Genomic DNA, 21,151 nt, shown 5'->3' on the forward strand with positions numbered 1-21,151 from the left:
CCGTCCGCGCCGTGTTCAGTCGCGCAGGGCGCGCATGGCGACGTGGGTGCGCTCCAGGGCGTCGACCGTCTCGGCGAACCGTCGTTTCGCGACGCCGACGAACAGGCAGTCGACGAGGGCGAGCTGCGCGATGCGGCTCACCATGGCTCCGGCACGGAACGCGGATTCCCGTACCTCGGTGAACAGGGCGTGGTCCGCCGCGTGGGAGAGGGGGGAGTCCTTCGCCGAGGTGACCGCGATGGTCGCTGCGCCGTTGGCGCGCGCCGTCTCGAGGAAGCGCACGGTCTCGACGGTGGACCCGGCATGCGAGAAGCCGATCGCGACGGTCTGGGCGGTTCGCAGCACGGTCGCGGCGATCGCCTCGTGCGGGTCGGCGAGCAGATGGGCGTTGCGGCCGACGCGGAGCAGCTTGTGGGCCAGGTCCTGCGCCACGAACTGGCTCGCGCCGATGCCGTAGAGGAGGATGCGGTCGGCGGTGTCGATCGCGTCGATCGCGGCTTCGAGCACGCCGAGATCGAGTCGGGCGACGGTCTCCTCGATCGCGAGCAGCTCGAGGGCGGCGAGCTTCGACACGGCCTCCTGGAGGGTGTCCTCGTCGGAGATCTCCGATCCGAAGGCGCCACGAGCGGAGAACTGCGCGGATTCCTTGCCGAGCTCGGTCGCCAGTGCCATCCGCAGCGGGGCGTAGCCGCTGAAGCCGATCGCGCGGCAGAAGCGGACGACGGAGGCGACCGAGGTGCGGCATTCCTGCGCCAGCTCGTTTATCGTCATGTCGATCACGATGGAGGGGTTCTCGCGGACCATGTTCGCGATGCGGGAGAGGGAGGGTGGCAGGGTCGACGCGGTGGCCTCGATCGTCGACTGGATGCTCATCGTTCCTCCGCGCGTTCGGTGTAAATTCTTTTCGGAGAGTCTACTTCGCATGTAGTCTCTTTTCGCTACCTTTTCCGACCGATCACGAGGAGATCCGATGAGCGCGCACATCACCGCATCCGTCGATCTGGGCAAGTCCCGGTGTCGGGTCGTCCTCGCCGGCGACGGCACTCGCATCGAGCGCGCAGACGCCGGGGCGCCGGGTCTCGCCGCTGCCGGCGGTGTCGCCGCTGCCCTCGGCTCCATCCTGCCGCTCCTCGCCGCCGACGCTCCTCTCGACCTGATCGGCGTCGGCGCCGCCGGCGCATGGCTCGCCCCCGAAGAGGCGCAGGAGCTGGCGTCGCGACTCGCGAGCGCGACCGGCGCCAGGGTCGCCGTCGCCTCGGATGTCGTGACCGCGCACGCCGGTGCCCTCGACGGTGCGGAGGGCGTGCTCCTGATCGCGGGAACCGGCGCCGCAGCGCTCGGCATCGACGCCGACGGCGCGCGGCTCCTCGACGGTTGGGGTCCCGAGCTCGGCGACTTCGGCAGCGGTTCGTGGCTCGGGCGTGAGGCGCTGCGAGCCGTGCTGCGAGCGGATGACGGTCGGGCTGCGCGCACCGCTCTCACCGCCGCGATCGTGGAGCCTGTGGGGGCACCATCCGACATCCAGGCGTGGCTCGCTCGGAGCGGACCGCTCGCACGACGCCTCGCGACGCTCGCGCCCCTCGTGCTCGATGCCGCGGAGGCGGGCGATGCCGTCGCCGGCGAGATCGTGACCGAGGGTATCGAGCTGCTCGCGGGGACCGCCGTCGCCGCTTCCGCACGCACCACCGACGTCGTGCTCCACGGCGGTCTCACCGGCCACGCGTGGTTCCGCGCGTCCTTGACCTCCGCGCTGCGGAACGCCGGGCGTCGGGTCGCTCCCGCGCACGGCGACGCCTTCGACGGCGCGCTGCTGCTCGCACGCCGCACCGACCTCCCCCACGAAAGGTTCGTCCACCGTGCCGAATGACGACTCCCGCCTGTCCGCCCTCCTCTCCGTGCTCGAGCGCCTCGACACCGAAGCGTCGACGACGGAGCGCGGCGACCTCGACCTGCTCGGCACGGCCGAGCTCGTGCGACGGATGAACGCCGAGGACCGTCGAGTGCCCGAGGCGGTCGCCGAGCGCGCCGGGGAGATCGCCGCCGCCGTCGACGGCATCACCGCGCGGTTCCGTGCCGGCGGTCGCCTCATCTACATCGGCGCCGGCACCGCGGGCCGCATCGGAGTGCTCGATGCCAGCGAATGCCCGCCCACGTTCGGCACCGATCCGTCGATGGTGGTCGGTCTGATCGCCGGCGGCGAGACGGCGATCCGCTCCGCAGTGGAGAACGCGGAGGACGACGATGAGGCGGCGGAGGCATCGCTGCGCGAACTCGGATTGACCGCAGACGACACGGTGGTCGGCATCTCCGCATCCGGCCGCACGCCGTACGTCGTGGGAGGGCTGACGTATGCACGCAGCGTCGGTGCGCTCACCGTGGCGATCGCGTCGAACTCCGCCTCCGACATCGGCGCGGCGGCAGAGATCGCGATCGAGGTCGTCACCGGACCGGAGTTCATCTCGGGATCCACGCGGCTCAAGTCCGGCACCGCGCAGAAGCTCGTCGTGAACATGCTGACGACCCTGTCGATGATCAACCTCGGCAAGACGTATCGCGGTGTGATGGTCGATCTGCTCGCCACGAACGAGAAGCTCCATGCGCGCTCGATCCGCACGGTCTCGCAGCTCGCCGGTGTCGACGTCGACCAGGCGGCGACCGCGCTGCAGGCGGCCGAGGGTTCGGTCAAGCTCGCGTTGCTGATGCTCGCCGTCGACGCATCGCCGCAGGCGGCGGCCAGCGCGCTCGACGACGCCGACGGCATCCTCCGCGACGCGATCGCCGCGCTCGCCTGATCTCTGCATCCCCCTGATCTCACCCCTCGCCTGATCGCCGCGCTCGCGGGAAATCCGGATGCCGCGGCACTGCGGCCCTGCGGCCCTGCGGCGCTCCGGCGTCAATAGGATTCGGGTGTGGATGATCTCGTGCCGGCAGCGCCCTGGCTGCTCGTCGGCGCTGCGGTCGTCGCGGTCGTGGCCTCGCTGATCGCAGGACGCTCTGTGCCGTGGCAGGGCAGGCAGGCGGTGATGATCATGGCGGCGGCGATGGTCGCGACCGCGCTCGTGGGTGACGTCGCCATGGTCGGATTGGTGCTCGGGGCCGTACTGCTGCTCTCCGCCATGCTCGGCACGGTCGGGGTGCGCGGAACGCCGGCAGCCGGCGAGTGCTTCCGTCGTGCGCTCATCGCAGTGCTCCTGGCCGTCTGCTCGTTCGAGGGCGCGGCGACGGGTGCGGCGACGGGTGTGGCCGCGGAGGCGAGCACGGGAGTGCACGGAGGTCACGGCGGCCTCTCGGGCCTGCTGTCGGTGCTGATCGTCGCCGGAGTGATCGGCGTGGTGCTGTGGACGGTCGTCGCCGACTGGATCGTCGAACCGATCCATCACGGGCGTACTGCACGCCTCATCGCCGTCGAGTCGTGGGCGCTGGCTGCCGGTGCCGCCGTGATGTGTCTCGCGACCTGATGCGGGGGCCGGGTTCCGCTAGCTGTACTGCCCGGGGAGGTTGGTTAACCGGGTGATGGGTGGGACCTTGCCGATGGCGGTGTGGGGCCTGTGGTGATTGTAGTGATGCAGCCATGCGGGGAGCGCGTTTCGGCGGGCTGATTCGGAGTTGTAGTGCCGGCTGAATGCCCATCCGTCGGCGAGGGTGCGGTGGAAGCGTTCGATCTTCCCGTTCGTCTGCGGCCGGTAGGGGCGGGTCCGTTTCGGGCGGATGCCGAGCTCGGCGCATGCGTCTCTCCAGGCGTGTGATTTGTAGGCCGACCCGTTGTCGGAGAGGACGCGCTCGACGGTGACGCCGCGCGCCGCGAACCAGGACGTTGCGCGGCGGAGCACGTCGATCGCGGTCGCGGCTTTCTCGTCGTCGTGGACCTCCGCGTAGGCGACGCGGGAGTTGTCGTCGATGACGGTGTGAACGAACGCGTGTCGCATCAAGACCCCGCGATGCGTGCGGCTGCGTTCTTTCCCTGGCGTCGCTGCTCTGTTCCGGTCTCCCTGCTGCTTGCCGACCATCCGCCAGCCGCCGCCATCTGGGATGTTGCCCAGCTTCTTCACATCGACGTGGATCATCGACCCCGGATACGCATGCTCGTAGCGACGGATCGGTTCACCCGTGCGGACATCGACGTGCCGCAACCTGTGCAACCGGCAGCGGACCAGGACCGCGTGGACGGTCGAGGCGGGAATCTGCAGCATCCCACCGATCGCGACCGGACCGAGTCGCTTCTTCCACCGCAAATGCACGATCCGCCGCACCACATTCTGCGGCGTGCGGTTCGGCGACCGATACGGTCGCGACGACCTATCCTGCATCCCTGCATCGCCCATCGCGGCATACCGATCGGCCCACCGCTTCGCGGTCGGCCACGCGACGTGGAAGAACACAGCCGCGTGCGCGACCGGCCAACCATCGTCAACGACGAGTTTCCCGATTCGGAGTCAGAGCAGCATTAGCGTGGGACACGAGGACCTCCTGGTCGACGAGACGGAACCTGAACAGCTCCACTCTCGACCGGAGGTCCTTCTCACGCCCGAACGACTACAGCGAGTCGTCACAGATCAACCAACGTCCCTGGGCAGTACAGCTAGCGTGGCGGCATGCCCCTCGCTCTGATCACCGGCGCCGCCCGTGCCAACAGCATCGCCGCCGGCATCGTCCCCCGGCTGCGCGCCGCCGGCTGGACCGTCGTCACCAGCGACCTGCAAGACGCCGACCACCCCGCCGACCTCTCGACGCACGAAGGCCCCGAGGTGCTGATCGCCGAGGTGAACGCCGCGCACGGTCCGATCTCGGCGCTCATCCTGAGCCACGCGCACGACGTGGAATCGGGGATCCTCGACACCACGGCCGAGAGCTTCGACCGGCACGTCGCCGTGAACGCACGGGCGAGTCTGCTGCTGATCGCGGCGTTCGCGCGGCAGGCCGGCGACGACGGGGGAGTGATCCTGGCGCTCACCAGCGACCACGTGACCGGCAACCTCCCGTACGGCGCATCGAAGGGCGCGCTCGACCGGCTCGTCATCTCTGCCGCGCGCGAACTCGGCCCTCGGGGGATCTCGGCGAACGTGCTGAACCCCGGACCGGTCGACACCGGATGGATGGATGATGAGACGCGTACAGGGCTGACTGGTATGACCCCGCTCGGTCGGCTCGGGCAACCTCGCGATGTGGCGGCCGTGGTGGAATTCCTCGTGTCGGACGAAGGCCGCTGGATCTCGGGGCAGCTGCTGAAGTCCGACGGCGCGTTCTCGGCGCGATACTGAATTCGTCACGACATGCTGAGGTTGTCGACGAGCTTCTGAGGTTCTCGACGAGTTCTGAGGTTGTCGACGCGGCGCCCTGCCTACTGCTCGCGCTCGTGCGCGAGGGCGACGGCGCGGTCGAAGGTCGACACGATGACCTGGCGTCGATCCTTCCGGTAGTCCTCATCGGGCTCGAGCTCGTCGATGTAACCGTCCCAGACGCGGACGTAGCGGTCCCGCCATGCTTCGAGTGTGGCGCTCGGCGGGAACGTCGCACCTACGCGGCCCGCCGATCCGATGTCGGTGAGGATCTCCAGCCACGCCGGCACCATGCTGCCGCCCCATTCGTCGGGCTGCAGCTCGGTGTCGTCGTCCTCATCGGCGAACGACTCGGCGATCTTCGCGGTGAGATCGTCGGTGATCTCGCTCAGCCCGTCGGCGACGGTGTCGTCGTCGAAATTTCCCGGACCCCACGTACCCATGGTGCGCCTTCCCTCTGTCGGTTGCCGTTCGGGAACCAGTGAACCATGCAGCGGCGACGTCGCCGGCTTCGGCGTCAGTGGACACCGCCGAACTCGATCATTCCGACCCCGACGGCGATGAGCGCGACGCCGAGGGCCATCATCGCCGAGAAATGGTCTTTGAAGATCACCCTTCCCAGCACGGCTGTCAGGGCGACGCCGGCGGCGGCCCAGATGCCGTAGGCGACGCCCACGGGCATCCCCAGCGCCAGGATCGTGCCGAGCAGCGTGAACGCAGCGAGGTAGCCGACGGCGATCACGGGGATCCAGCGGCGGCGGCGCAGTCCCTCGGATGCGCGCAGGCTCAGCGTCGCGGTGACTTCGCTCGCGATCGCGAGGGAGAGGAGCAGCCACGTCACGACGCGACCTCCTTCGCCTCCCGCTGGTGCGAGCCGAGCTCGACCAGCAGCACACCGACCACGATCACGCCGACGCCGACGATCTGCACGGGTCCCAGCAGCTCGTCGAACAGAACGGTGCCGAGCATCGCGGTCAGCACGACGCCGATCGCCGACCAGATGCCGTACGCCACGCCCACCGGCATGCCGCGATCGAGCACGACCGACAGCAGCCACAGCGAGCCGGAGTAGCCGATCGCCACGACGACCAGCCAGAGCGGATGCGTGAACCCTTCGGCGGCGCGCAGCGAGAGGGTCGCGGTGACCTCCAACGCGATCGCGACCAACAGGGGTGGCCAGGCCGAACGGCGAGGGCGATCTGTCATCGGGGGCCTTTCGTGGAGGGTCCGAGGGGGAGAACGCGAGGGATGAGCGGGTGATTCCCTCGGTGGCAGTCGAGTGTCGTGATGCTCTCGCGCACGCGGGTTCCGGAGGCAGGGGAAGGGCGCGGACGCGCTGCTGATATCCCGGCATTGAATCGAACGAAGATTCGAATCTCTGACGAGTCCGCGGTAAAATCGAGCATGTCCAAACTCACCGCGTTGCACGAGGCGATGTCCCGCCTCGATGAGGTGTGGGCAGAAGCCGACGACTCCGCAGAGCTGTCGAGGGAGCAGCTGATCGCGGTGAGCGAGTCGATCGGAGTGCTGCGGCGTCGGCTCGATGCGGTGCATGTCTCGGTGGCGGCGTGCATCTCTCGCGAGTCCCGCCCCGAGCTCGGGGCCGAGAGCCTGGCCAAGCAGCAGGGCTTCCGTAACCCGGCGACCTTGATCGCGGCGGCGACGGGTGTGTCCATGGGCGATGCCTCGCGCCTGGTCAAGGTGGGTGAGGCCACTGCTCCGCGCAGCGATCTCCTGGGCACTCCGCTTCCGGCCAAATACCCGTCGGTGAGTGAGGCGCTCGAATCGGGTGCGCTCGGCGCCCCCGCTGCGGCGATGATCATCGCCGCACTCGATCGGTGCCGCATCGCCGCCGGGGCGGAGCGCATCGCCGAAGGGGAGCGGATGCTGGCGGAGAAGGCCGCAGGGCTGGCGCTCGATGACGTGCGCAAGCTCGTGGTCCGGGTGGAGGCGTGGCTCGACCCTGATGGCCTGAAGCCTCAGGAAGAAGAACGCCGCAGCAAGCGTGCGCTTTCGCTGTTCGAGCGGGACGGGATGGTGCACCTGAACGCGGTACTCGATGTCGAGACCGCGGCTCCGGTGGTGACGGCGATCCGGGGGTTCGTGACGGCGGCGTTCGCCGCGCGCGAAGACACTCCCGACGCGGATGCTCCGGATGCGGATCGGCGGACGGTGCCGATGATCCAGGCCGACGCTCTCGCCGTGTTCTGCGCGCACGTGCTCGGGTGCGAACGGCGGGTTCCGGTCGCCGGCGCGACGGTGATCGTGCGGATGGACCTCGACGATCTGGAGGCCGGCGCGGGGTCGGCGACGATCGATGGATTGGACCAGCCGGTGAGCATCTCGGCGGCTCGGCGGATGGCCGCCGGAGGCGGGGTGATCCCGTGTGTGCTGGGTGGGGACAGTGAAGTCCTCGATTGGGGGCGCGAGAAGCGGTTGTTCACCCGGGCGCAGCGCCTCGCCCTGGTGGAACGGGATGGGGGATGCGCGATGTGCGGGTTGCCGCCCGAAATGACGAAAGCGCATCACATCCGGTGGTGGAAACGCGATCGGGGTCCGACGGATCTCTCCAACGGGGTGCTGCTGTGCGAGACGTGCCACCATCGCATCCACGACAGCGGATGGGAGATCCGCATCGAGGCTGGCGGGAGCGGGAGCGGAAGCGGGGCCCACGTGTGGTTCATACCGCCGCCATACGTCGACCCTGCACGAACCCCGAGGCTCGGCGGTCGCGCGCGCTTCGACATCGCAGCTTGACGAGACCGCAGCCTGACGAGACCGCAGCCCGACGGGACCGCAGCGTGACGGGACCGCAGCGTGATGATCCGATCGAGGATTCTCGACGTCCGGATTCGGCGCGTGTTCCCGCGGCTTGTACGCTGGATGCATCCCCCGATTCACCCGGCAACTCGCGCGCCGGCGATCTCGGCGTGCGCTCACACATGCAAGGACGCAGATGAACGATTCCGCGGCACACCGCGACGACTGGACCGAGAGCGAAGAGCTGGCAGAGCGGATGATCCCGCTCATCGGGGCGCTCCGACGCGAGCACGACGTGGTCACTTCCCTCCACGGCCACCGGCTGCTCGGGCTGTCGGCGACCGGACTGGTCGAGGTGCACGAGCGCGTGGCCCAGCTCGGACACGAACGCCTCCCCGTGGCCGACAGCCTCGCGGTGCTGGAAGCGATCCACGCGCTCGCCCCGGGCGCTTCCTCCCTCGACGTCGCCCGACTCGTCGCCGGGCATGCCGAGAGCGGCCAGACCCTCGAGACCTACCTCGCCGAGGTCCTCGCCCCCGCGATGGGAGCCGTCGCCGCCGAACCCACCGACGTCGTGCTCTACGGCTTCGGACGCATCGGACGCCTGCTCGCCCGCATCCTCATCGCCCACACCGGCGGTGGCAGCGGACTCCGACTGCGCGCGATCGTCGTCCGCCGTGGCGCCGACAACGACCTCGTGAAGCGCGCATCCCTGCTCCTGCGCGATTCCGTGCACGGCCGTTTCGCCGGCTCCGTCACCGTCGACGAAGAGGCCGAGCAGATCATCGCGAACGGCACTCGCATCCAGGTGATCTACTCCGACGACCCGGCATCCATCGACTACACCGCCCACGGGATCGACAACGCCATCGTCGTCGACAACACCGGACGCTGGCGTGACGAGGCCGGTCTCTCGCAGCACCTGCGCTCGAAGGGCGTCGCCCGCGTACTGCTCACCGCCCCGGGGAAGAGCCCGCTCAAGAACATCGTCCACGGCATCAACGACCACACGATCGCCGACACCGACCGCATCCTCTCGGCCGCCTCCTGCACGACGAACGCGATCACGCCGGTGCTCGCCGCCATCGACGAGGCGTACGGCGTCGTCAAGGGGCACGTCGAGACCGTGCACTCGTTCACGAACGACCAGAACCTGATCGACAACTTCCACAAGGGCGACCGACGGGGACGCTCGGCCGTGCTCAACATGGTCATCACCGAGACGGGGGCAGCGAAGGCCGTCGCCAAGGCGCTCCCGCAGCTCGAGGGCAAGCTCACCGGCAGCTCGATCCGCGTTCCCACGCCCGATGTCTCGCTCGCGGTGCTGCACCTGACCATCGCGCGGCCCGCGACCAAGGACCAGGTGAACGACTACCTGCGCCGTGTCTCGCTGCACTCCAAGCTCCGCCAGCAGATCGATTACGTCGAGAGTCCCGACGTCGTCTCGACCGACTTCGTCGGATCCCACCGCGCCGGCATCGTCGACGGGCTCGCCACGATCGCCGACGACGACACCCTCATCCTGTACGTCTGGTACGACAACGAGTTCGGCTACTCGTGCCAGGTGATCCGTGTGCTCGAGGTCATGGCCGGATCCCACCCGATCGTGCTCCCCGAGCGCCCCGAGGTGACTCTGCAGGGCTGAGCTCCCTGATGCGCCGCGTCGGTGGCGCCCGGCATGATGAGGTCATGAACACCGCGACCCTGCGCGCCGAGCGCCTCCGATCGCACCGCCTCACCGCGCCGACGCGCACCGTGGCGGATGCCGCACGCCACATGCTCGCCGTGCAGAGCCAGGACTTCACGGCCGGACGGTGGGCGCTCGCGGTCCGCAGCAAGGACCCCGTCGGGCTGCCCGCGGTCGACCGTGCGTTCGACCGCGGCGAGCTCGTGCGCGGCTGGACCATGCGAGGGACGCTGCATACGATCCCGGCGCGAGACCTCGGCTGGGTGCTGCAGGTCACCGCCGGGCGACAGCGTCAGCAGGCGGCATCCCGGCACCGCGATCTCGGCATCGACGACGACATGATCGCCGCGACTGTGCGGGCCCTGACACCCGCATTGCGCGACGGCGGACGCACACGAGCCGAGGTGTTCGAGATCCTCGAAGGCATCGGCGTCGATCCGACGGGCCAGCGCGGCATCCACCTGCTGTTCACCCTCACGATCGACGGACTCATCTGTCAGGGGCCCGTGGTTCCGCGGGCGGGCGTCGCACGGGAGCAGCGGTTCGTCCTCGTCGAAGACCACATCCGCGAGCACGCCTATCCCGCCGACCCGCTCGCGGAGCTCTTCGTCCGCTACATCGACGGTCATGGCCCCGCGGGCGTCGCCGACTTCGCCTGGTGGTCCGGGCTGACACTCGGTCAGGCACGCGAGGCGGTCGAGCGCGCGGCAGGACGTGTCCAGCAGGTCGACGAGGGGACGTTCGTCGCCCTCCAGCACCCGCGCAGGGCGGCGGGTGCGGCATCCGTCCACGCCCTCGGCGCCTTCGACGAGTACTACATCTCCTACGCCGATCGCACCACGGTCTGCGCCCCGGAACACCTGGCGGCCGTCGGCCCCGGCAAGAACGGGATGGTCCGTGCGACGCTCGTCGAGCACGGGAGCGTGATCGGCACCTGGTCGCATGCGAGTGCCACCCGTCACACGCCGCCCGAGCTGTTCGTCGCCCCCGGCGAGCCCCCTGCAGTGGATGCCGCCCTCACCCGCTTCGCCCGTTTCCTCGGCGACTGACGCCCCGTGCGGACCCGTGTTCTCACTCGTCCGCGCCGCCGACCGGTGCCGCCCCAGCTGTGGCTCGGACTCGGGCTCGTGCTCGGACTCGTGCTCGTGCTCGTGTCGCCTGCGTGGTGCCGCCCCCGTCGCGCACCCAAGGTGCCCGCCGACACGCCAGATGTCGGACGCATCGGCTGACGGCATCCGACATCTGGCGTGTCGGCCCCCGAAGTGGGCCGGGGTGAGTGGTCACACCGACGGTCGCCGTGCACAGGCACTCCGCGGTCGCTGTTCCCGGCACCCGTGGTGGCAGTTCACGGGGCCGTCAACGTTTGTCGTTCGCGGTCACGTCGTGGGGTGACCGCGCACGGTCAGCGCACGCTCCGCGACCGGTCGATGCTCTACGCCGTGCGCCGGACGGGCTACTCGCTCGCGTGACGTCCGAGGAAGTTGTACACCTCGTTGTCGTCGACGCCGGGGAACGCGCCGCGGGGGAGCGGCGAGAACATGTGCGTGTGCACGCGGGCACTCGGCCAGGCGCGACCGTTCCAGCGCTCGGTGAGTTCGGCCGAGGGGCGGCGGCAGCAGGACTCGTCGGGACAGGTCGACACGGCACGGTCATTCGTCTCGCGACCGCGCCACCAGCGCGCGTCGTCGAACGGCACACCGACGGTGATCGAGAACTCCCCGTCGCTCGACGATCCGGTCTGCGTCGAACACCAGAACGTCCCCGAGGGGGTGTCGGTGTACTGGTGATGCTCGGTGGTGCGGTTCTGTTGCGTGAAAGCCGCCCGCGCCTGGAACTTCCGGCACACCCGCTGCCCTTCCACCGCTCCGGTGACATCCATCGGCAAGGGCAGATCGTCGTTCTCGTACACGCGTGTGATGGCGCCGTTGGAATCCACGCGCAGGAAGTGCAGCGACATGCCGAGGTGCTGGGTGAGCAGGTTCGTCATGCGCATGCCCGCGCCCTCATGCGTGACGCCGAACGCATCGCGGAAGTCCTCGACGGCGAGGTTGCGGTCCTTCTTGGCCTGCTGCAGGAATGCGACGGCCGCGGTCTCCGGCATCAGGCAGCACGCGGCGAAGTAGTTGATCTCGAGGCGTTGCTGGAGGAAGTCGGCGTAGTCGGTGGGCGGCGTGTGCCCGAGGTAGCGGTGCGCCATCGCCTGCAGCGCCATCGATCGCAGGCCGTGGCCACCGGGGATGGAAGCAGGCGGCAGGTAGATCCGCCCGTTCTCGAGGTCGGTGACCGAGCGGGTGGAGTGCGGGAGATCGTTGACGTAGATGAGTTCGAAGCCGAGCTTCTCGGCCATGATGCTGACCGTGCGGTGTGTGAGCGCGCCCTGCACGTGCCCTGCCGCCTTGAGGTGCTTCTCGGCGAGCTTCTCGATCTCGGGGAGGTAGTTGTGCTGCGCGCGCATCCGGAGCCGCAGCTCGGTGTTCGCGCGCCGTGCCTCCTCGGGGGTTGCGATGGCCTCCCTCTCGCGACGTTCCAGTTCGCGGTGCAGGCCGAGGACCGACTCGATGGTCTCGTCGCTCATCCCCTTCGTCACGCGCACCGGGGCGACGCCGAGCTGGCGGAACACCGGACTCTCCTGGGCGCGTTCGAGCTCGATCTCGAGCGCCGCGCGACGGTTCGGCGGCTCCCCGGAGATGAGGTCGGTGACCTCGGTGCTGGTGGCCTGCGCGATCGCCTGCAGCAGGGAGAGCTTGGGTTCGCGCTTGCCGTTCTCGATCAGGCTCAGCTGGGAACCGGCGACGCCGACGAGGGCGCCGAGCTCGTCGAGCGTGTATCCGTTCTCGAGCCGGTGGTGACGGATGCGGTGGCCGAGAGTGGTGAGGTGGATGCCGGAGGACGCCATTCCTTGAGTCTAGCGAAAGAATTCAAGTTCTTATCGTCCGATGTACCCGAAAGCCGCGCTCCAACCGGAAGAAGATAGGTGCAACGCCCCATACTTCAAAGGAGCAGACATGGCCATCGCCGAAGTCTTCACCCCCCGCACGTCTCCCGTCGCACCGACGCGTACGTTCGGCGCGGCTCCGACGTATGACACCCCCGCCATGGCCGAGCTGGCCGCATGGGTCGAGGAGATCCGCGCGCTCACTCAGCCCGACTCCGTGCACTGGATCGACGGTTCACGCGCCGAGAACGACTGGCTGCTGCACGGCCTCGTCGACGAGGGCAAGCTCATCAAGCTCAACCCGGAATGGCGTCCCGGTTCCTACCTCGCCCGCTCGCACCCGAGCGACGTCGCTCGCACCGAGGGGCGCACCTTCATCGCGTCGGAGCACGAGGAGGACGCCGGCCCCACGAACAACTGGGCGGCTCCCGCCGAGATGCGCGAGAAGATGGACGGCCTCTTCGAGGGCTCGATGCGCGGACGCACGATGTACGTCGTGCCGTTCTCGATGGGTCCGGTGGGCGGTCCGCTGTCGCACATCGGCGTCCAGGTCACCGACAGCGCGTACGCCGTCGCGTCGATCGGCATCATGACCCGCGTCGGCGACGCCGTCACGCGTCAGATCGCCGAGGGCGCGCCCTGGGTCAAGACGGTCCACACGGTCGGCGCGCCCCTCGCTGCCGGTGAGCAGGACGTCGAGTGGCCGTGCAACGACGACAAGTACATCGTCCACTTCCCCGAGACCCTCGAGGTCTACTCGTACGGTTCGGGCTACGGCGGAAACGCGATCCTCGCGAAGAAGTGCTTCGCGCTGCGCATCGCCTCGGTGATCGCCCGCGACGAGGGCTGGCTCGCCGAACACATGCTGCTCATCCGCGTGATCGATCCGCAGGGCAAGGCCTACCACGTGGCGGCGGCGTTCCCGTCGGCGTGCGGCAAGACCAACCTCGCCATGCTGCGCCCGACCATCCCCGGCTGGCGCGTCGAGACCCTCGGCGACGACATCGCCTGGATCCGCCCGGGGGAGGACGGTCGTCTGTGGGCGATCAACCCCGAGGCGGGCTTCTTCGGCGTCGCACCCGGCACCGGCGAGTCGACCAACGTCACCGCGGTCGAGACCCTGTGGGGCAACACGATCTTCACCAACGTCGCGCTCCGCCCGGACGGCGACGTGTGGTGGGAGGGCCTGACCGACGAGGCGCCCGCGCACCTGGTCGACTGGGAGGGCAACGACTGGACCCCCGAGTCCGGCCGACCGGCAGCGCACCCCAACTCCCGCTTCACGGTGTCGGCGGCGCAGTGCCCCCAGATCTCCGAGGACTGGGAAGAGGCCGTGCCGCTCGATGTCATCCTCTTCGGCGGACGCCGCGCCAGCAACGTGCCGCTCGTGGTCGAGGCGACCGACTGGACGCACGGTGTCTTCCTCGGTTCGAACATCTCGTCCGAGCGCACCGCCGCCGCGGAGGGGACGGTCGGGGAACTGCGTCGTGACCCCTTCGCGATGCTGCCCTTCTGCGGGTACAACATGGCCGACTACTTCGGTCACTGGCTCACGGTCGGTCGGGGCCTGCGCTTCGACCGTGCCCCGCGCATCTTCCAGGTGAACTGGTTCCGCCGTGGCGATGACGGCCGGTTCCTGTGGCCGGGCTTCGGAGACAACTCGCGTGTCGTCGACTGGATCATCCGCCGCATCGCGGGTGACGTGCCCGCGGTCGACAGCCCGATCGGACGCCTGCCGCGCGTGGAGGACCTCAACCTCGACGGGCTCGACATCCCCGCCGCCGACCTCGAGGAGCTGTTCTCCGTCGATCCCGATTCGTGGAAGACCGAGGCCGACCTGACCGAGGAGTTCTACGACACGTTCGGCGACAAGGTTCCGGCGGCGCTGCGCGCCGAGCTGGCCTCGCTGCGCTACCGCCTCGCGAAGGCGTAGCCCCCAGACCGGTGCCGGTTCGGGGGAGCCGGCACCCTCGGCGCCCCGTGCGCCGCAGATCCGCGAAGGCGGGACATCCGAGACCGACCCATGGCTGAGTGGTCTCAGACGTCCCGCCTTCGTGTTGTCGTTCGCCTCCCCCGGACGAGAGGGCTCGGCGATCGCAGGGGCTCCGAGACCGGACCGGGACCGCGACGCGTCAGGTGAGCAGCTGGTGCCGGGCGAGATCGCGGTACAGCGGCGTCGACTCCACGAGTTCGGCGTGCGTGCCCTGGCCGACCACGACGCCGTCCTGCAGCACCACGATCAGGTCGCTGTCGACGACCGTCGACAGGCGGTGGGCGATGACGATGAGCGTGCGGTCGGTCGAGACGGCGTCGATGGCTTCGCGCATCCGCTGCTCGTTCACGCCGTCGAGCGATGACGTCGACTCGTCGAGCAGCAGGATCGGCGCGTCCGTGAGCAGGGCGCGGGCGATCGCGAGGCGCTGACGCTCTCCGCCGGAGAGCATCACGCCGTCCTCGCCCACGGGCGCCTCGATGCCGAGCGGGTTGCGCTCCAGCACGTCGCCGAGGTTCACGGCGCGCAGCACGCGCTCGCAGTCGGCGTCGGACGCCTCGGGTGAGGCGAGCCGCAGATTCTCGGCGAGCGTGCCGGCGAGGGTCGGTGCGTCCTGTTCCACGTATCCGAAGTGGGCGCGGAGTTCGTCGCGCGGGTAGGTGCGGGCATCGTGTCCGTGCAGCCGGATCGAGCCCCCGGTGGGGTCGTAGAAGCGCTCGATCAGCGACAGGATGGTGCTCTTCCCGGCGCCGCTGGGGCCGACGAGGGCGACCCTGGCACCGCGCGGCACGGCGAACGACACTCCGCGGAGCACTTCGTGATCCTGCACGGCAGGAGCCGCATCCTCCGCCGATTCCAGGTGCGCATCGGCGAGGAGGCTGCGTGCTTCCTTCGCCGCCGCCTGGCGGGCCGCCACGACGTTCGCGGGGTAGTGGAAGCGCACGTCGCGGAACTCGACCGCCGGCGCGTCCGGGGCGATGTCGGCAGGCGGAAGCGCGGCGGCGATGGCCTTGTCGTCCTGCGATTCGGTGGGGAGGTCGAGCACTTCCTGGATGCGTCCGAGCGCGCCGAGCGCCTGGTTCACCGAGGTGATCGCGCCGAACGTCGTGGCCAGCGGCATCACCAGCAAGAACAGGAACATGATGAACGAGATCAGCGAGGCGACCGTGATCGCGCCCGCAGCGACGCGGAATCCGCCGACGCCGAGGACCACGAGCAGCGACAGCTGCAGGGCGATGCCGGAGACGGGCACCACGAGCGAGGAGATCTTGGCGATGCGCACGCCGATGCCATAGGCGTCGGAGGCGAGTCCGGACACGGCAGCGGTCTCGCGCTCGGTCGCACCCGAGGCGCGGATGGTGCGGATCGAGCCGACGGCCCGCTCCACGCCGGAGGCCAGTTCCCCGACCTTCTCCTGCTGTGCGGTCGAGGCCGTGCGGATCCGGCCGCTGAGCAGCACGACGACGGTGACGGAGATGCCGATCACGACGACGATGAGCAGCAGCAGGATCGGGTCGATCAGCAGCATCGCGACCAGGGCGCCGAGGAAGAGGACGGCGCTGCCGACGGCATCCGCGAGCCCCTGCGTGAGCACGGCGTACAGGAGCGTCGTGTCGGTGCCGACCCGGGAGACGAGGTCGCCGGTGCGGCGCGCGTCGAACTCCGACGTGGGCAGGTGCAGGATGCGGGCGATGAGCTTGCGGCGGCTCGAGTACACGACCGCGGTGCCCGTGCGCTGCAGCAGGTAGTGCTGGAAGCCCGAGATGATCGACGAGGCGACCACGAATCCGACCAGGAGCCAGACGAGCATGCCGATCCCGGTCGCCGACTGCACCGCCTCGATCACCTGGCCCACGAGCAGCGGTTGCACGAGCGACGTCGCGGCGCCGACGACGCTGAGGATCGCGACCACGATCAGCGTGCGCTTGTGCTCGAAGAGGAAGGGGAGGAGCTGGCGGAAGGTGGCGCGCGGGCCTTCGGGCTGCGCGCCCCGTCCGCGGCGGCGTGCTGTCGCCGTACCGGACATGCGGGACCTCGATCTGGAGATGGTACTTCGACCGTACTTCGTTCGCGGTCGAATCCTATGGAGAGGCTGTATGCGGCTCAGGCGCGACCGAATCGCCGATGCGCCGCCTGCTTGCTCACGCCCAGCGCGCTGGCGATCGCCTGCCACGAGTAGCCGAGGTTGCGTGCGCGGCGAACGTGCACCTCCTCGGCGCGTGCGACCTCCTTGCGCGTCTCGGCGAGCCTGTGCAGTGCGGCGAGCGGCTCGCTTCCGTCATCCTGTGCGATCGTCGTGGGAACTGTCATGATGAACCTCCTGCGTCAATACTCGTTGACACAGGAGCAGACGTCAATAGATGTTGACGATCCAGCGCATGGCCCATCACAGAAAGGGCACCCGCGTCCGTAGACGGGGTGCCCTTCTGTGATCCGAACGATTCGGGAGCTACAGCTCGACGGCCGCAGCGACCCCGAGGTCGTCGTCGTAATCGTGGTCCTTCGTCTCCGGGGAGAGGATCAGTGCGACGAAGGTGAGCACACCCATCGCGGACAGGTACAGGCCCACCAGCCACGGAGCGCCGTCTCCCAGCGACCACAGCCAGAGCGCGATCAGCGGCGCCACGGCTGCGCCGAGGATCGACGAGACGTTGTAGGCGATCGCCGAGCCGGTGTATCGCACATTGGTCGGGAACAGTTCGGGCAACAGGGCGCCCATCGGCCCGAAGGTCGCTCCCATCAGCATGAACCCGAACACGAGGAACGCCTGTGCGAGTGCGCCGGTGAACTTCGGATCGACGGCGGGGAGGAGGAACGTGTTGAAGGTGAAGCCGAACACGATGATCGCCCCGGTCACCCACAGCAGCAGCTTCCGTCGTCCGACCGCGTCGGCGATGGGTCCGGAGAGCAGCGTGAAGATGCCGAAGAACACCACGCCGATGATCTGCATCAACACGAAGTCGGTGTAGCCGAAGCCGAGGCCGGGATAGAACTGCGCCGCGAATTTGATCGGGTCGAACGGGGCGCCCGTCGCTTCGGCGGCGGCCTTCGCGGCGGCCGACGCCGTCTCGAGCGACGCGGGCTTGGTGCCGTAGGCGAGCGTGAAGTTCGTCATCAGGTAGAACAGCACATATGTCGCCAGCATGATGAACGTGCCGAGGATGAGCTGCTTCCAGTGGTGACGGAAGACGGTCGCGAGCGGGAGCTTGCGGATCACGCCCTTGGTCTCGGCCTTCTTGAAGGTGTCGGACTCGACGAGCTTGAGTCGTACCCACAGGCCGATGATCACCATCACGGCGGAGAACAGGAACGGGATGCGCCAGCCCCAGGAGAGGAATGCCTCGGACTTCAGGACCGGGTTCTCGGCGTGGGGCAGCAGCCAGTTGATGGCGAGGAAGAGGAAGTTGGCGATGATGAAGCCCAGCGGGGCTCCCAGCTGCGGGAACGTCCCGTACCAGGCGCGCTTGCCCTTCGGTGCGTTCTCGGTGGCGACGAGCGCCGCCCCCGACCACTCGCCACCGAGCGCGAAGCCCTGGGCGAGTCGCAGGATCAGCAGCAGCAGGGCGGCCCACCAGCCGATGTCCTGGTACGTCGGCAGCAGGCCGATCACGAAGGTCGCGATACCCATCGTCAGCAGCGAGGCGACGAGCGTGGCCTTGCGTCCGAACTTGTCGCCGAAGTGGCCGAAGACCACGGCGCCGATGGGGCGTGCGACCATCGCGGCGCCGAACACGGCGAATGACGACAGGAGCGAGGTGGTGTCGTCGCCGGTGGGGAAGAACAGCACCGGGAAGACGAGCACCGCCGCCGTCGCATACGCGTAGAAGTCGTAGAACTCGATCGTGGTGCCGACCAGGCTCGCGGTGATGACACGCGAGCGAGGATTCGCGGGCGCAGTGGCAGTACTCATGTAGCTCCTCCGATCGAGTGCCCGGTATGCCGAGCGACTCGGGCGAGTTTACGCCTTCCTGAGTGTTTGCTGTGCGCGCATTTCGCGTGTCATCGGGGAGAGCATCCTCGGTGCGTAGAGTCGGAGGGGCGGAAGGCGGGGAGGACGCGATGTCGACGAGGATGCTGCTGCTGGCGGACACGCACGTCCCGAAACGGGCGAAGAGACTGCCGGACTCCGTGCTGCGGGCGATCGACGACGCCGACGTCGTCGTGCATGCGGGGGACTGGGTCGACGCGGCCACCCTGGACCTGTTCGCGTCGAAGGCACGGGTGCTGCACGGGGTGTTCGGCAACAACGACGGAGACGAGCTGCGAGCACGTCTGCCGGAGGTCGCCCGATTCACGGTCGAGGGGGTCGAGGTCGCCGTCGTGCACGAGACGGGGGCGTCTCGGCAGCGGGAGGTCCGGATGGACGCGGCCTACCCCGGTACGGACCTGCTCGTGTTCGGCCACTCCCACATCCCATGGGACACGGTGTCGCCGGCGGGCATGCGGCTGCTCAACCCCGGATCGCCCACAGACCGGCGTCGACAGCCCGTCTGCACCATGATGTGGGCTGTCGTCGACGGGGCGATGGTGGATGCGACGCTGGTGCCGCTGCCGTGAGCAGCCGGTCCGCGTGCCGCGCTCCGATGCGGTCGCGCGACGATCGTGCGACGTCGATGCCGCAGAGGCCTCGGCTGCGCTCCGGGACCGTCCGGGAAGCCACTGACCGGGCAGAACCTCTTGGTCCGGACTATTCCTCCGCATCGCCGAGCGCGGGGGCGCCGACGAAGACCGCGCGCGGCTCCAGCACGTGTTCGAGCTCCAGCGCGACCAGGTGGTTGGTGCCTGCTCTGGTGACGGGCGCGGGCACCATGAGCGTGCGCTGGGGTCCGTTGCGCCAGTAGCGGCCGAGAAAGAACCCGTTCACGAACGCGTAGCCCTTGCTCCAGGACGAGGTGTCGACGAAGAGGTCCGCGGGCGCATCCAGGGGGAACTCGGCGGTCCACGCTGCCGGCCCGTTCTCCGTGATCGCGTCGACTGCGTCCGTTGTGATCGCTGTGGTGATCTCCGCGGCGATCGCGGCGACGTCCAGCGGCGTCGACCGCCACCCCGTGACGCGCGCGCCGTCGAGCGTGATCTCGCCGATCAGTCCCTTCTCCTCGCCGAGCCGATGGTCGTAGTTCACGCGCCCCTGATCCTCGACCAGGATGCTGAGGACACGACCATCCGGGATCCGCATCGCGCGGTCGTGCCGGGTGCGGGACAGCGTGCCGACCGGGTGACCGTCGACGCTCACCCACGCCAGGTCACGCACCTCATCGATGACGAGGAGTCCGCCGTTCCCCTCCGGCAGCTCGATGTCGTAGCGCACGAGGGCACTCAGGTGCCCGAGCGCGTCGAAGGTCTGCGGCAGAGCCGTGGTCGACGCGGCGCCTGCGGCGTCGGTCCACGACCCCGCCGCGCGGAGCGGCACCTCGAACGCGGGCGCACCGTCGGCCACCGCGGGGAGCTCGTCGGGTACCGGCGCATACCGCGCGATCACCTCGCGGAAGACGAAGAACTTCTCCGTCGGATTCCCGGCTTCGTCGAGTGGGGCGTCGTAGTCGTAGGAGGTCACGAGCGGGAGGTAGCGGCCTTTGTCGTTCGCGCCGTTGGTGAGGCCGAAGTTCGTGCCCCCGTGGAACATGTAGATGTTGACCGAGGCGCCGGCGGCGAGGAGCGCGTCGAGGTCGGCGGCGGTGGCGGCGGCGTCCGTCGTGTGATGCACTCCGCCCCACCAGTCGAACCATCCGTCCCAGAACTCCGAGCACATCAGAGGTCCGGTCGGCTGGTGCCGACGCAGCGTCGCGAGCCGTTCCGTGCTGCGCGAGCCGAAGGAGCCGGTCTTGTGCAGCTCCGGCAGGCTCCCCCCGCTCAGCATCCGATCGACGGGCTGGTCGACGGTCGTCAGCGGCACCGTGATCCCGGACTCGCGGGTGACGGCGACCAGCGCCTCGAGATAGGCCGAGTCCGAGCCGTAGGCACCGTACTCGTTCTCGATCTGCACGAGCACGACGGGCCCGCCGCGGTCGATCTGCCGCGGGGCGACGATGTCGTACACGCGGCGCAGGTAGGCGCTCACCTCGAGAAGGAACGCCGGAGCGGAGGAGCGCAAGCCCTCGACGCTTCCGGTGAGCCACACCGGAAGCCCTCCGTTGTGCCACTCGGCGCAGATGTAGGGGCCGGGGCGCACGATCGCGTCGAGACCCTCGGCGTGCACCAGGTCGAGGAAGCGCCCGAGGTCGCTCCATCCGGTCGCGTCCCACTCGCCCCGACGCGGCTCGTGCACGTTCCAGGCGACGTACGTCTCGATCGTGTTCAGACCCATCAGCCGTGCCTTGCGGATGCGGTCCTGCCATTGGTCGGGATGAACACGGAAGTAGTGGATGGCGCCGGAGATCACCCGGTGCGGCTGTCCGTCGCGGAGGAAGTCGGTGTCGCCGAGGGAGAAGGAGGTCACGTGTCGTGCGCTTTCGATGAGGCGGGGTGCGCCGACCCCGGCGGTGCCGGGCCGGCGCAGCTGC

General features: G+C 69.1%; 20 protein-coding genes. 10 read left to right on the plus strand and 10 right to left on the minus strand.

From position 1 onward, the window contains the following. Window positions 1-15: 15 nt before the first annotated feature. Window positions 16-873 (minus strand): MurR/RpiR family transcriptional regulator, encoded by an 858-nt coding sequence (locus tag CQ042_RS06970; protein ID WP_105669749.1) that lies wholly within the window; start codon window positions 871-873, stop codon window positions 16-18. A gap of 97 nt (window positions 874-970) precedes the next feature. Here CQ042_RS06970 and CQ042_RS06975 point away from each other — a divergent pair, with 97 nt between their 5' ends. The 3 genes from CQ042_RS06975 to CQ042_RS06985 all read left to right on the plus strand — a co-directional run bounded on the left by CQ042_RS06975 (window position 971) and on the right by CQ042_RS06985 (window position 3,458). Next, window positions 971-1,867 carry an N-acetylglucosamine kinase gene (locus CQ042_RS06975; protein WP_105669750.1) on the plus strand — a complete coding sequence of 299 codons (897 nt, stop codon included), beginning with the start codon at window positions 971-973 and terminating at the stop codon, window positions 1,865-1,867. Then, a complete protein-coding gene (gene murQ / locus CQ042_RS06980) occupies window positions 1,857-2,792 on the plus strand; it encodes an N-acetylmuramic acid 6-phosphate etherase (protein WP_105669751.1) in 936 nt (311 codons plus the stop codon). Before CQ042_RS06975 ends, murQ begins: the two co-directional genes overlap by 11 nt. 117 nt (window positions 2,793-2,909) lie before the next feature. Then, the gene (locus tag CQ042_RS06985; RefSeq protein WP_105669752.1) at window positions 2,910-3,458 is read left to right on the plus strand and encodes a hypothetical protein; all 549 of its coding nucleotides are present in this window, start codon (window positions 2,910-2,912) and stop codon (window positions 3,456-3,458) included. An 18-nt stretch (window positions 3,459-3,476) separates the two neighbouring features. Here the strand turns inward: CQ042_RS06985 and CQ042_RS06990 are convergent, their stop codons facing one another. Beyond that, entirely contained in the window at window positions 3,477-4,427 is a 951-nt protein-coding gene (locus CQ042_RS06990; protein WP_181157487.1) for an IS481 family transposase, read from the minus strand. A gap of 165 nt (window positions 4,428-4,592) precedes the next feature. Here CQ042_RS06990 and CQ042_RS06995 point away from each other — a divergent pair, with 165 nt between their 5' ends. Further along, complete coding sequence (locus CQ042_RS06995; protein WP_105669753.1) at window positions 4,593-5,258, plus strand: SDR family oxidoreductase; 666 nt, start codon at window positions 4,593-4,595, stop codon at window positions 5,256-5,258. Between the two features lie 80 nt (window positions 5,259-5,338). On the opposite strand, the gene CQ042_RS07000 is transcribed toward CQ042_RS06995, so the two are convergent. From CQ042_RS07000 to CQ042_RS07010, 3 genes are all read right to left on the minus strand, one after another. Next, window positions 5,339-5,719 (minus strand): DUF4259 domain-containing protein, encoded by a 381-nt coding sequence (locus CQ042_RS07000; protein WP_105669754.1) that lies wholly within the window; start codon window positions 5,717-5,719, stop codon window positions 5,339-5,341. Between the two features lie 74 nt (window positions 5,720-5,793). After that, window positions 5,794-6,117 carry a multidrug efflux SMR transporter gene (locus CQ042_RS07005; protein WP_105669755.1) on the minus strand — a complete coding sequence of 108 codons (324 nt, stop codon included), beginning with the start codon at window positions 6,115-6,117 and terminating at the stop codon, window positions 5,794-5,796. Further along, complete coding sequence (locus CQ042_RS07010) at window positions 6,114-6,482, minus strand: multidrug efflux SMR transporter (protein WP_105669756.1); 369 nt, start codon at window positions 6,480-6,482, stop codon at window positions 6,114-6,116. Before CQ042_RS07010 ends, CQ042_RS07005 begins: the two co-directional genes overlap by 4 nt. Before the next feature lie 198 nt (window positions 6,483-6,680). Here CQ042_RS07010 and CQ042_RS07015 point away from each other — a divergent pair, with 198 nt between their 5' ends. From CQ042_RS07015 to CQ042_RS20415, 4 genes are all read left to right on the plus strand, one after another. Continuing rightward, window positions 6,681-8,033, plus strand: coding sequence for an HNH endonuclease signature motif containing protein (locus CQ042_RS07015; RefSeq protein ID WP_258132114.1), 1,353 nt, complete (start codon window positions 6,681-6,683; stop codon window positions 8,031-8,033). A gap of 199 nt (window positions 8,034-8,232) precedes the next feature. Further along, the gene (locus CQ042_RS07020) at window positions 8,233-9,681 is read left to right on the plus strand and encodes a glyceraldehyde-3-phosphate dehydrogenase (protein ID WP_105669757.1); all 1,449 of its coding nucleotides are present in this window, start codon (window positions 8,233-8,235) and stop codon (window positions 9,679-9,681) included. 44 nt (window positions 9,682-9,725) lie between these two features. Beyond that, the gene (locus CQ042_RS07025; protein ID WP_105669758.1) at window positions 9,726-10,772 is read left to right on the plus strand and encodes a winged helix DNA-binding domain-containing protein; all 1,047 of its coding nucleotides are present in this window, start codon (window positions 9,726-9,728) and stop codon (window positions 10,770-10,772) included. 6 nt (window positions 10,773-10,778) lie between these two features. After that, window positions 10,779-10,952 carry a hypothetical protein gene (locus CQ042_RS20415; protein ID WP_181157483.1) on the plus strand — a complete coding sequence of 58 codons (174 nt, stop codon included), beginning with the start codon at window positions 10,779-10,781 and terminating at the stop codon, window positions 10,950-10,952. A 224-nt stretch (window positions 10,953-11,176) separates the two neighbouring features. Here the strand turns inward: CQ042_RS20415 and CQ042_RS07030 are convergent, their stop codons facing one another. Then, on the minus strand, window positions 11,177-12,619 hold the full coding sequence (locus tag CQ042_RS07030) for a helix-turn-helix transcriptional regulator (RefSeq protein WP_105669759.1): 1,443 nt from the start codon (window positions 12,617-12,619) through the stop codon (window positions 11,177-11,179). A gap of 109 nt (window positions 12,620-12,728) precedes the next feature. On the opposite strand from CQ042_RS07030, the gene CQ042_RS07035 reads away from it, so the two are divergent. After that, a complete protein-coding gene (locus CQ042_RS07035) occupies window positions 12,729-14,591 on the plus strand; it encodes a phosphoenolpyruvate carboxykinase (GTP) (RefSeq protein ID WP_105669760.1) in 1,863 nt (620 codons plus the stop codon). A 199-nt stretch (window positions 14,592-14,790) separates the two neighbouring features. On the opposite strand, the gene CQ042_RS07040 is transcribed toward CQ042_RS07035, so the two are convergent. The 3 genes from CQ042_RS07040 to CQ042_RS07050 all read right to left on the minus strand — a co-directional run bounded on the left by CQ042_RS07040 (window position 14,791) and on the right by CQ042_RS07050 (window position 18,561). Next, window positions 14,791-16,677 carry an ABC transporter ATP-binding protein gene (locus CQ042_RS07040; protein ID WP_105669761.1) on the minus strand — a complete coding sequence of 629 codons (1,887 nt, stop codon included), beginning with the start codon at window positions 16,675-16,677 and terminating at the stop codon, window positions 14,791-14,793. Window positions 16,678-16,754: 77 nt separating this feature from the next. Continuing rightward, window positions 16,755-16,961, minus strand: a complete 207-nt coding sequence (locus CQ042_RS07045; RefSeq protein ID WP_105669762.1) for a transcriptional regulator — start codon at window positions 16,959-16,961, stop codon at window positions 16,755-16,757. Window positions 16,962-17,100: 139 nt separating this feature from the next. Further along, the gene (locus tag CQ042_RS07050) at window positions 17,101-18,561 is read right to left on the minus strand and encodes an MFS transporter (protein WP_105669763.1); all 1,461 of its coding nucleotides are present in this window, start codon (window positions 18,559-18,561) and stop codon (window positions 17,101-17,103) included. 149 nt (window positions 18,562-18,710) lie between these two features. Here CQ042_RS07050 and CQ042_RS07055 point away from each other — a divergent pair, with 149 nt between their 5' ends. Continuing rightward, complete coding sequence (locus CQ042_RS07055; protein ID WP_105669764.1) at window positions 18,711-19,208, plus strand: metallophosphoesterase; 498 nt, start codon at window positions 18,711-18,713, stop codon at window positions 19,206-19,208. A gap of 130 nt (window positions 19,209-19,338) precedes the next feature. Here CQ042_RS07055 and CQ042_RS07060 read toward each other — a convergent pair whose 3' ends face one another. Then, window positions 19,339-21,087, minus strand: coding sequence for a beta-galactosidase family protein (locus CQ042_RS07060; RefSeq protein WP_105669765.1), 1,749 nt, complete (start codon window positions 21,085-21,087; stop codon window positions 19,339-19,341). Window positions 21,088-21,151 lie beyond the last annotated feature (64 nt).

The sequence above is a fragment of the Microbacterium sp. MYb62 genome (assembly GCF_002979475.1).
GTDB lineage: Bacteria > Actinomycetota > Actinomycetes > Actinomycetales > Microbacteriaceae > Microbacterium.

Coding starts and splice junctions, on each gene's coding strand:
- CQ042_RS06970 (WP_105669749.1), bottom strand. CDS start 873: ATGAGCATCCAGTCGACGATCGAGGCCACCGCGTCGACCCTGCCACCC.
- CQ042_RS06975 (WP_105669750.1), top strand. CDS start 971: ATGAGCGCGCACATCACCGCATCCGTCGATCTGGGCAAGTCCCGGTGT.
- CQ042_RS06995 (WP_105669753.1), top strand. CDS start 4,593: ATGCCCCTCGCTCTGATCACCGGCGCCGCCCGTGCCAACAGCATCGCC.
- CQ042_RS07000 (WP_105669754.1), bottom strand. CDS start 5,719: ATGGGTACGTGGGGTCCGGGAAATTTCGACGACGACACCGTCGCCGAC.
- CQ042_RS07010 (WP_105669756.1), bottom strand. CDS start 6,482: ATGACAGATCGCCCTCGCCGTTCGGCCTGGCCACCCCTGTTGGTCGCG.
- CQ042_RS07015 (WP_258132114.1), top strand. CDS start 6,681: ATGTCCAAACTCACCGCGTTGCACGAGGCGATGTCCCGCCTCGATGAG.
- CQ042_RS07020 (WP_105669757.1), top strand. CDS start 8,233: ATGAACGATTCCGCGGCACACCGCGACGACTGGACCGAGAGCGAAGAG.
- CQ042_RS07025 (WP_105669758.1), top strand. CDS start 9,726: ATGAACACCGCGACCCTGCGCGCCGAGCGCCTCCGATCGCACCGCCTC.
- CQ042_RS07030 (WP_105669759.1), bottom strand. CDS start 12,619: ATGGCGTCCTCCGGCATCCACCTCACCACTCTCGGCCACCGCATCCGT.
- CQ042_RS07035 (WP_105669760.1), top strand. CDS start 12,729: ATGGCCATCGCCGAAGTCTTCACCCCCCGCACGTCTCCCGTCGCACCG.
- CQ042_RS07040 (WP_105669761.1), bottom strand. CDS start 16,677: ATGTCCGGTACGGCGACAGCACGCCGCCGCGGACGGGGCGCGCAGCCC.
- CQ042_RS07045 (WP_105669762.1), bottom strand. CDS start 16,961: ATGACAGTTCCCACGACGATCGCACAGGATGACGGAAGCGAGCCGCTC.
- CQ042_RS07050 (WP_105669763.1), bottom strand. CDS start 18,561: ATGAGTACTGCCACTGCGCCCGCGAATCCTCGCTCGCGTGTCATCACC.
- CQ042_RS07055 (WP_105669764.1), top strand. CDS start 18,711: ATGTCGACGAGGATGCTGCTGCTGGCGGACACGCACGTCCCGAAACGG.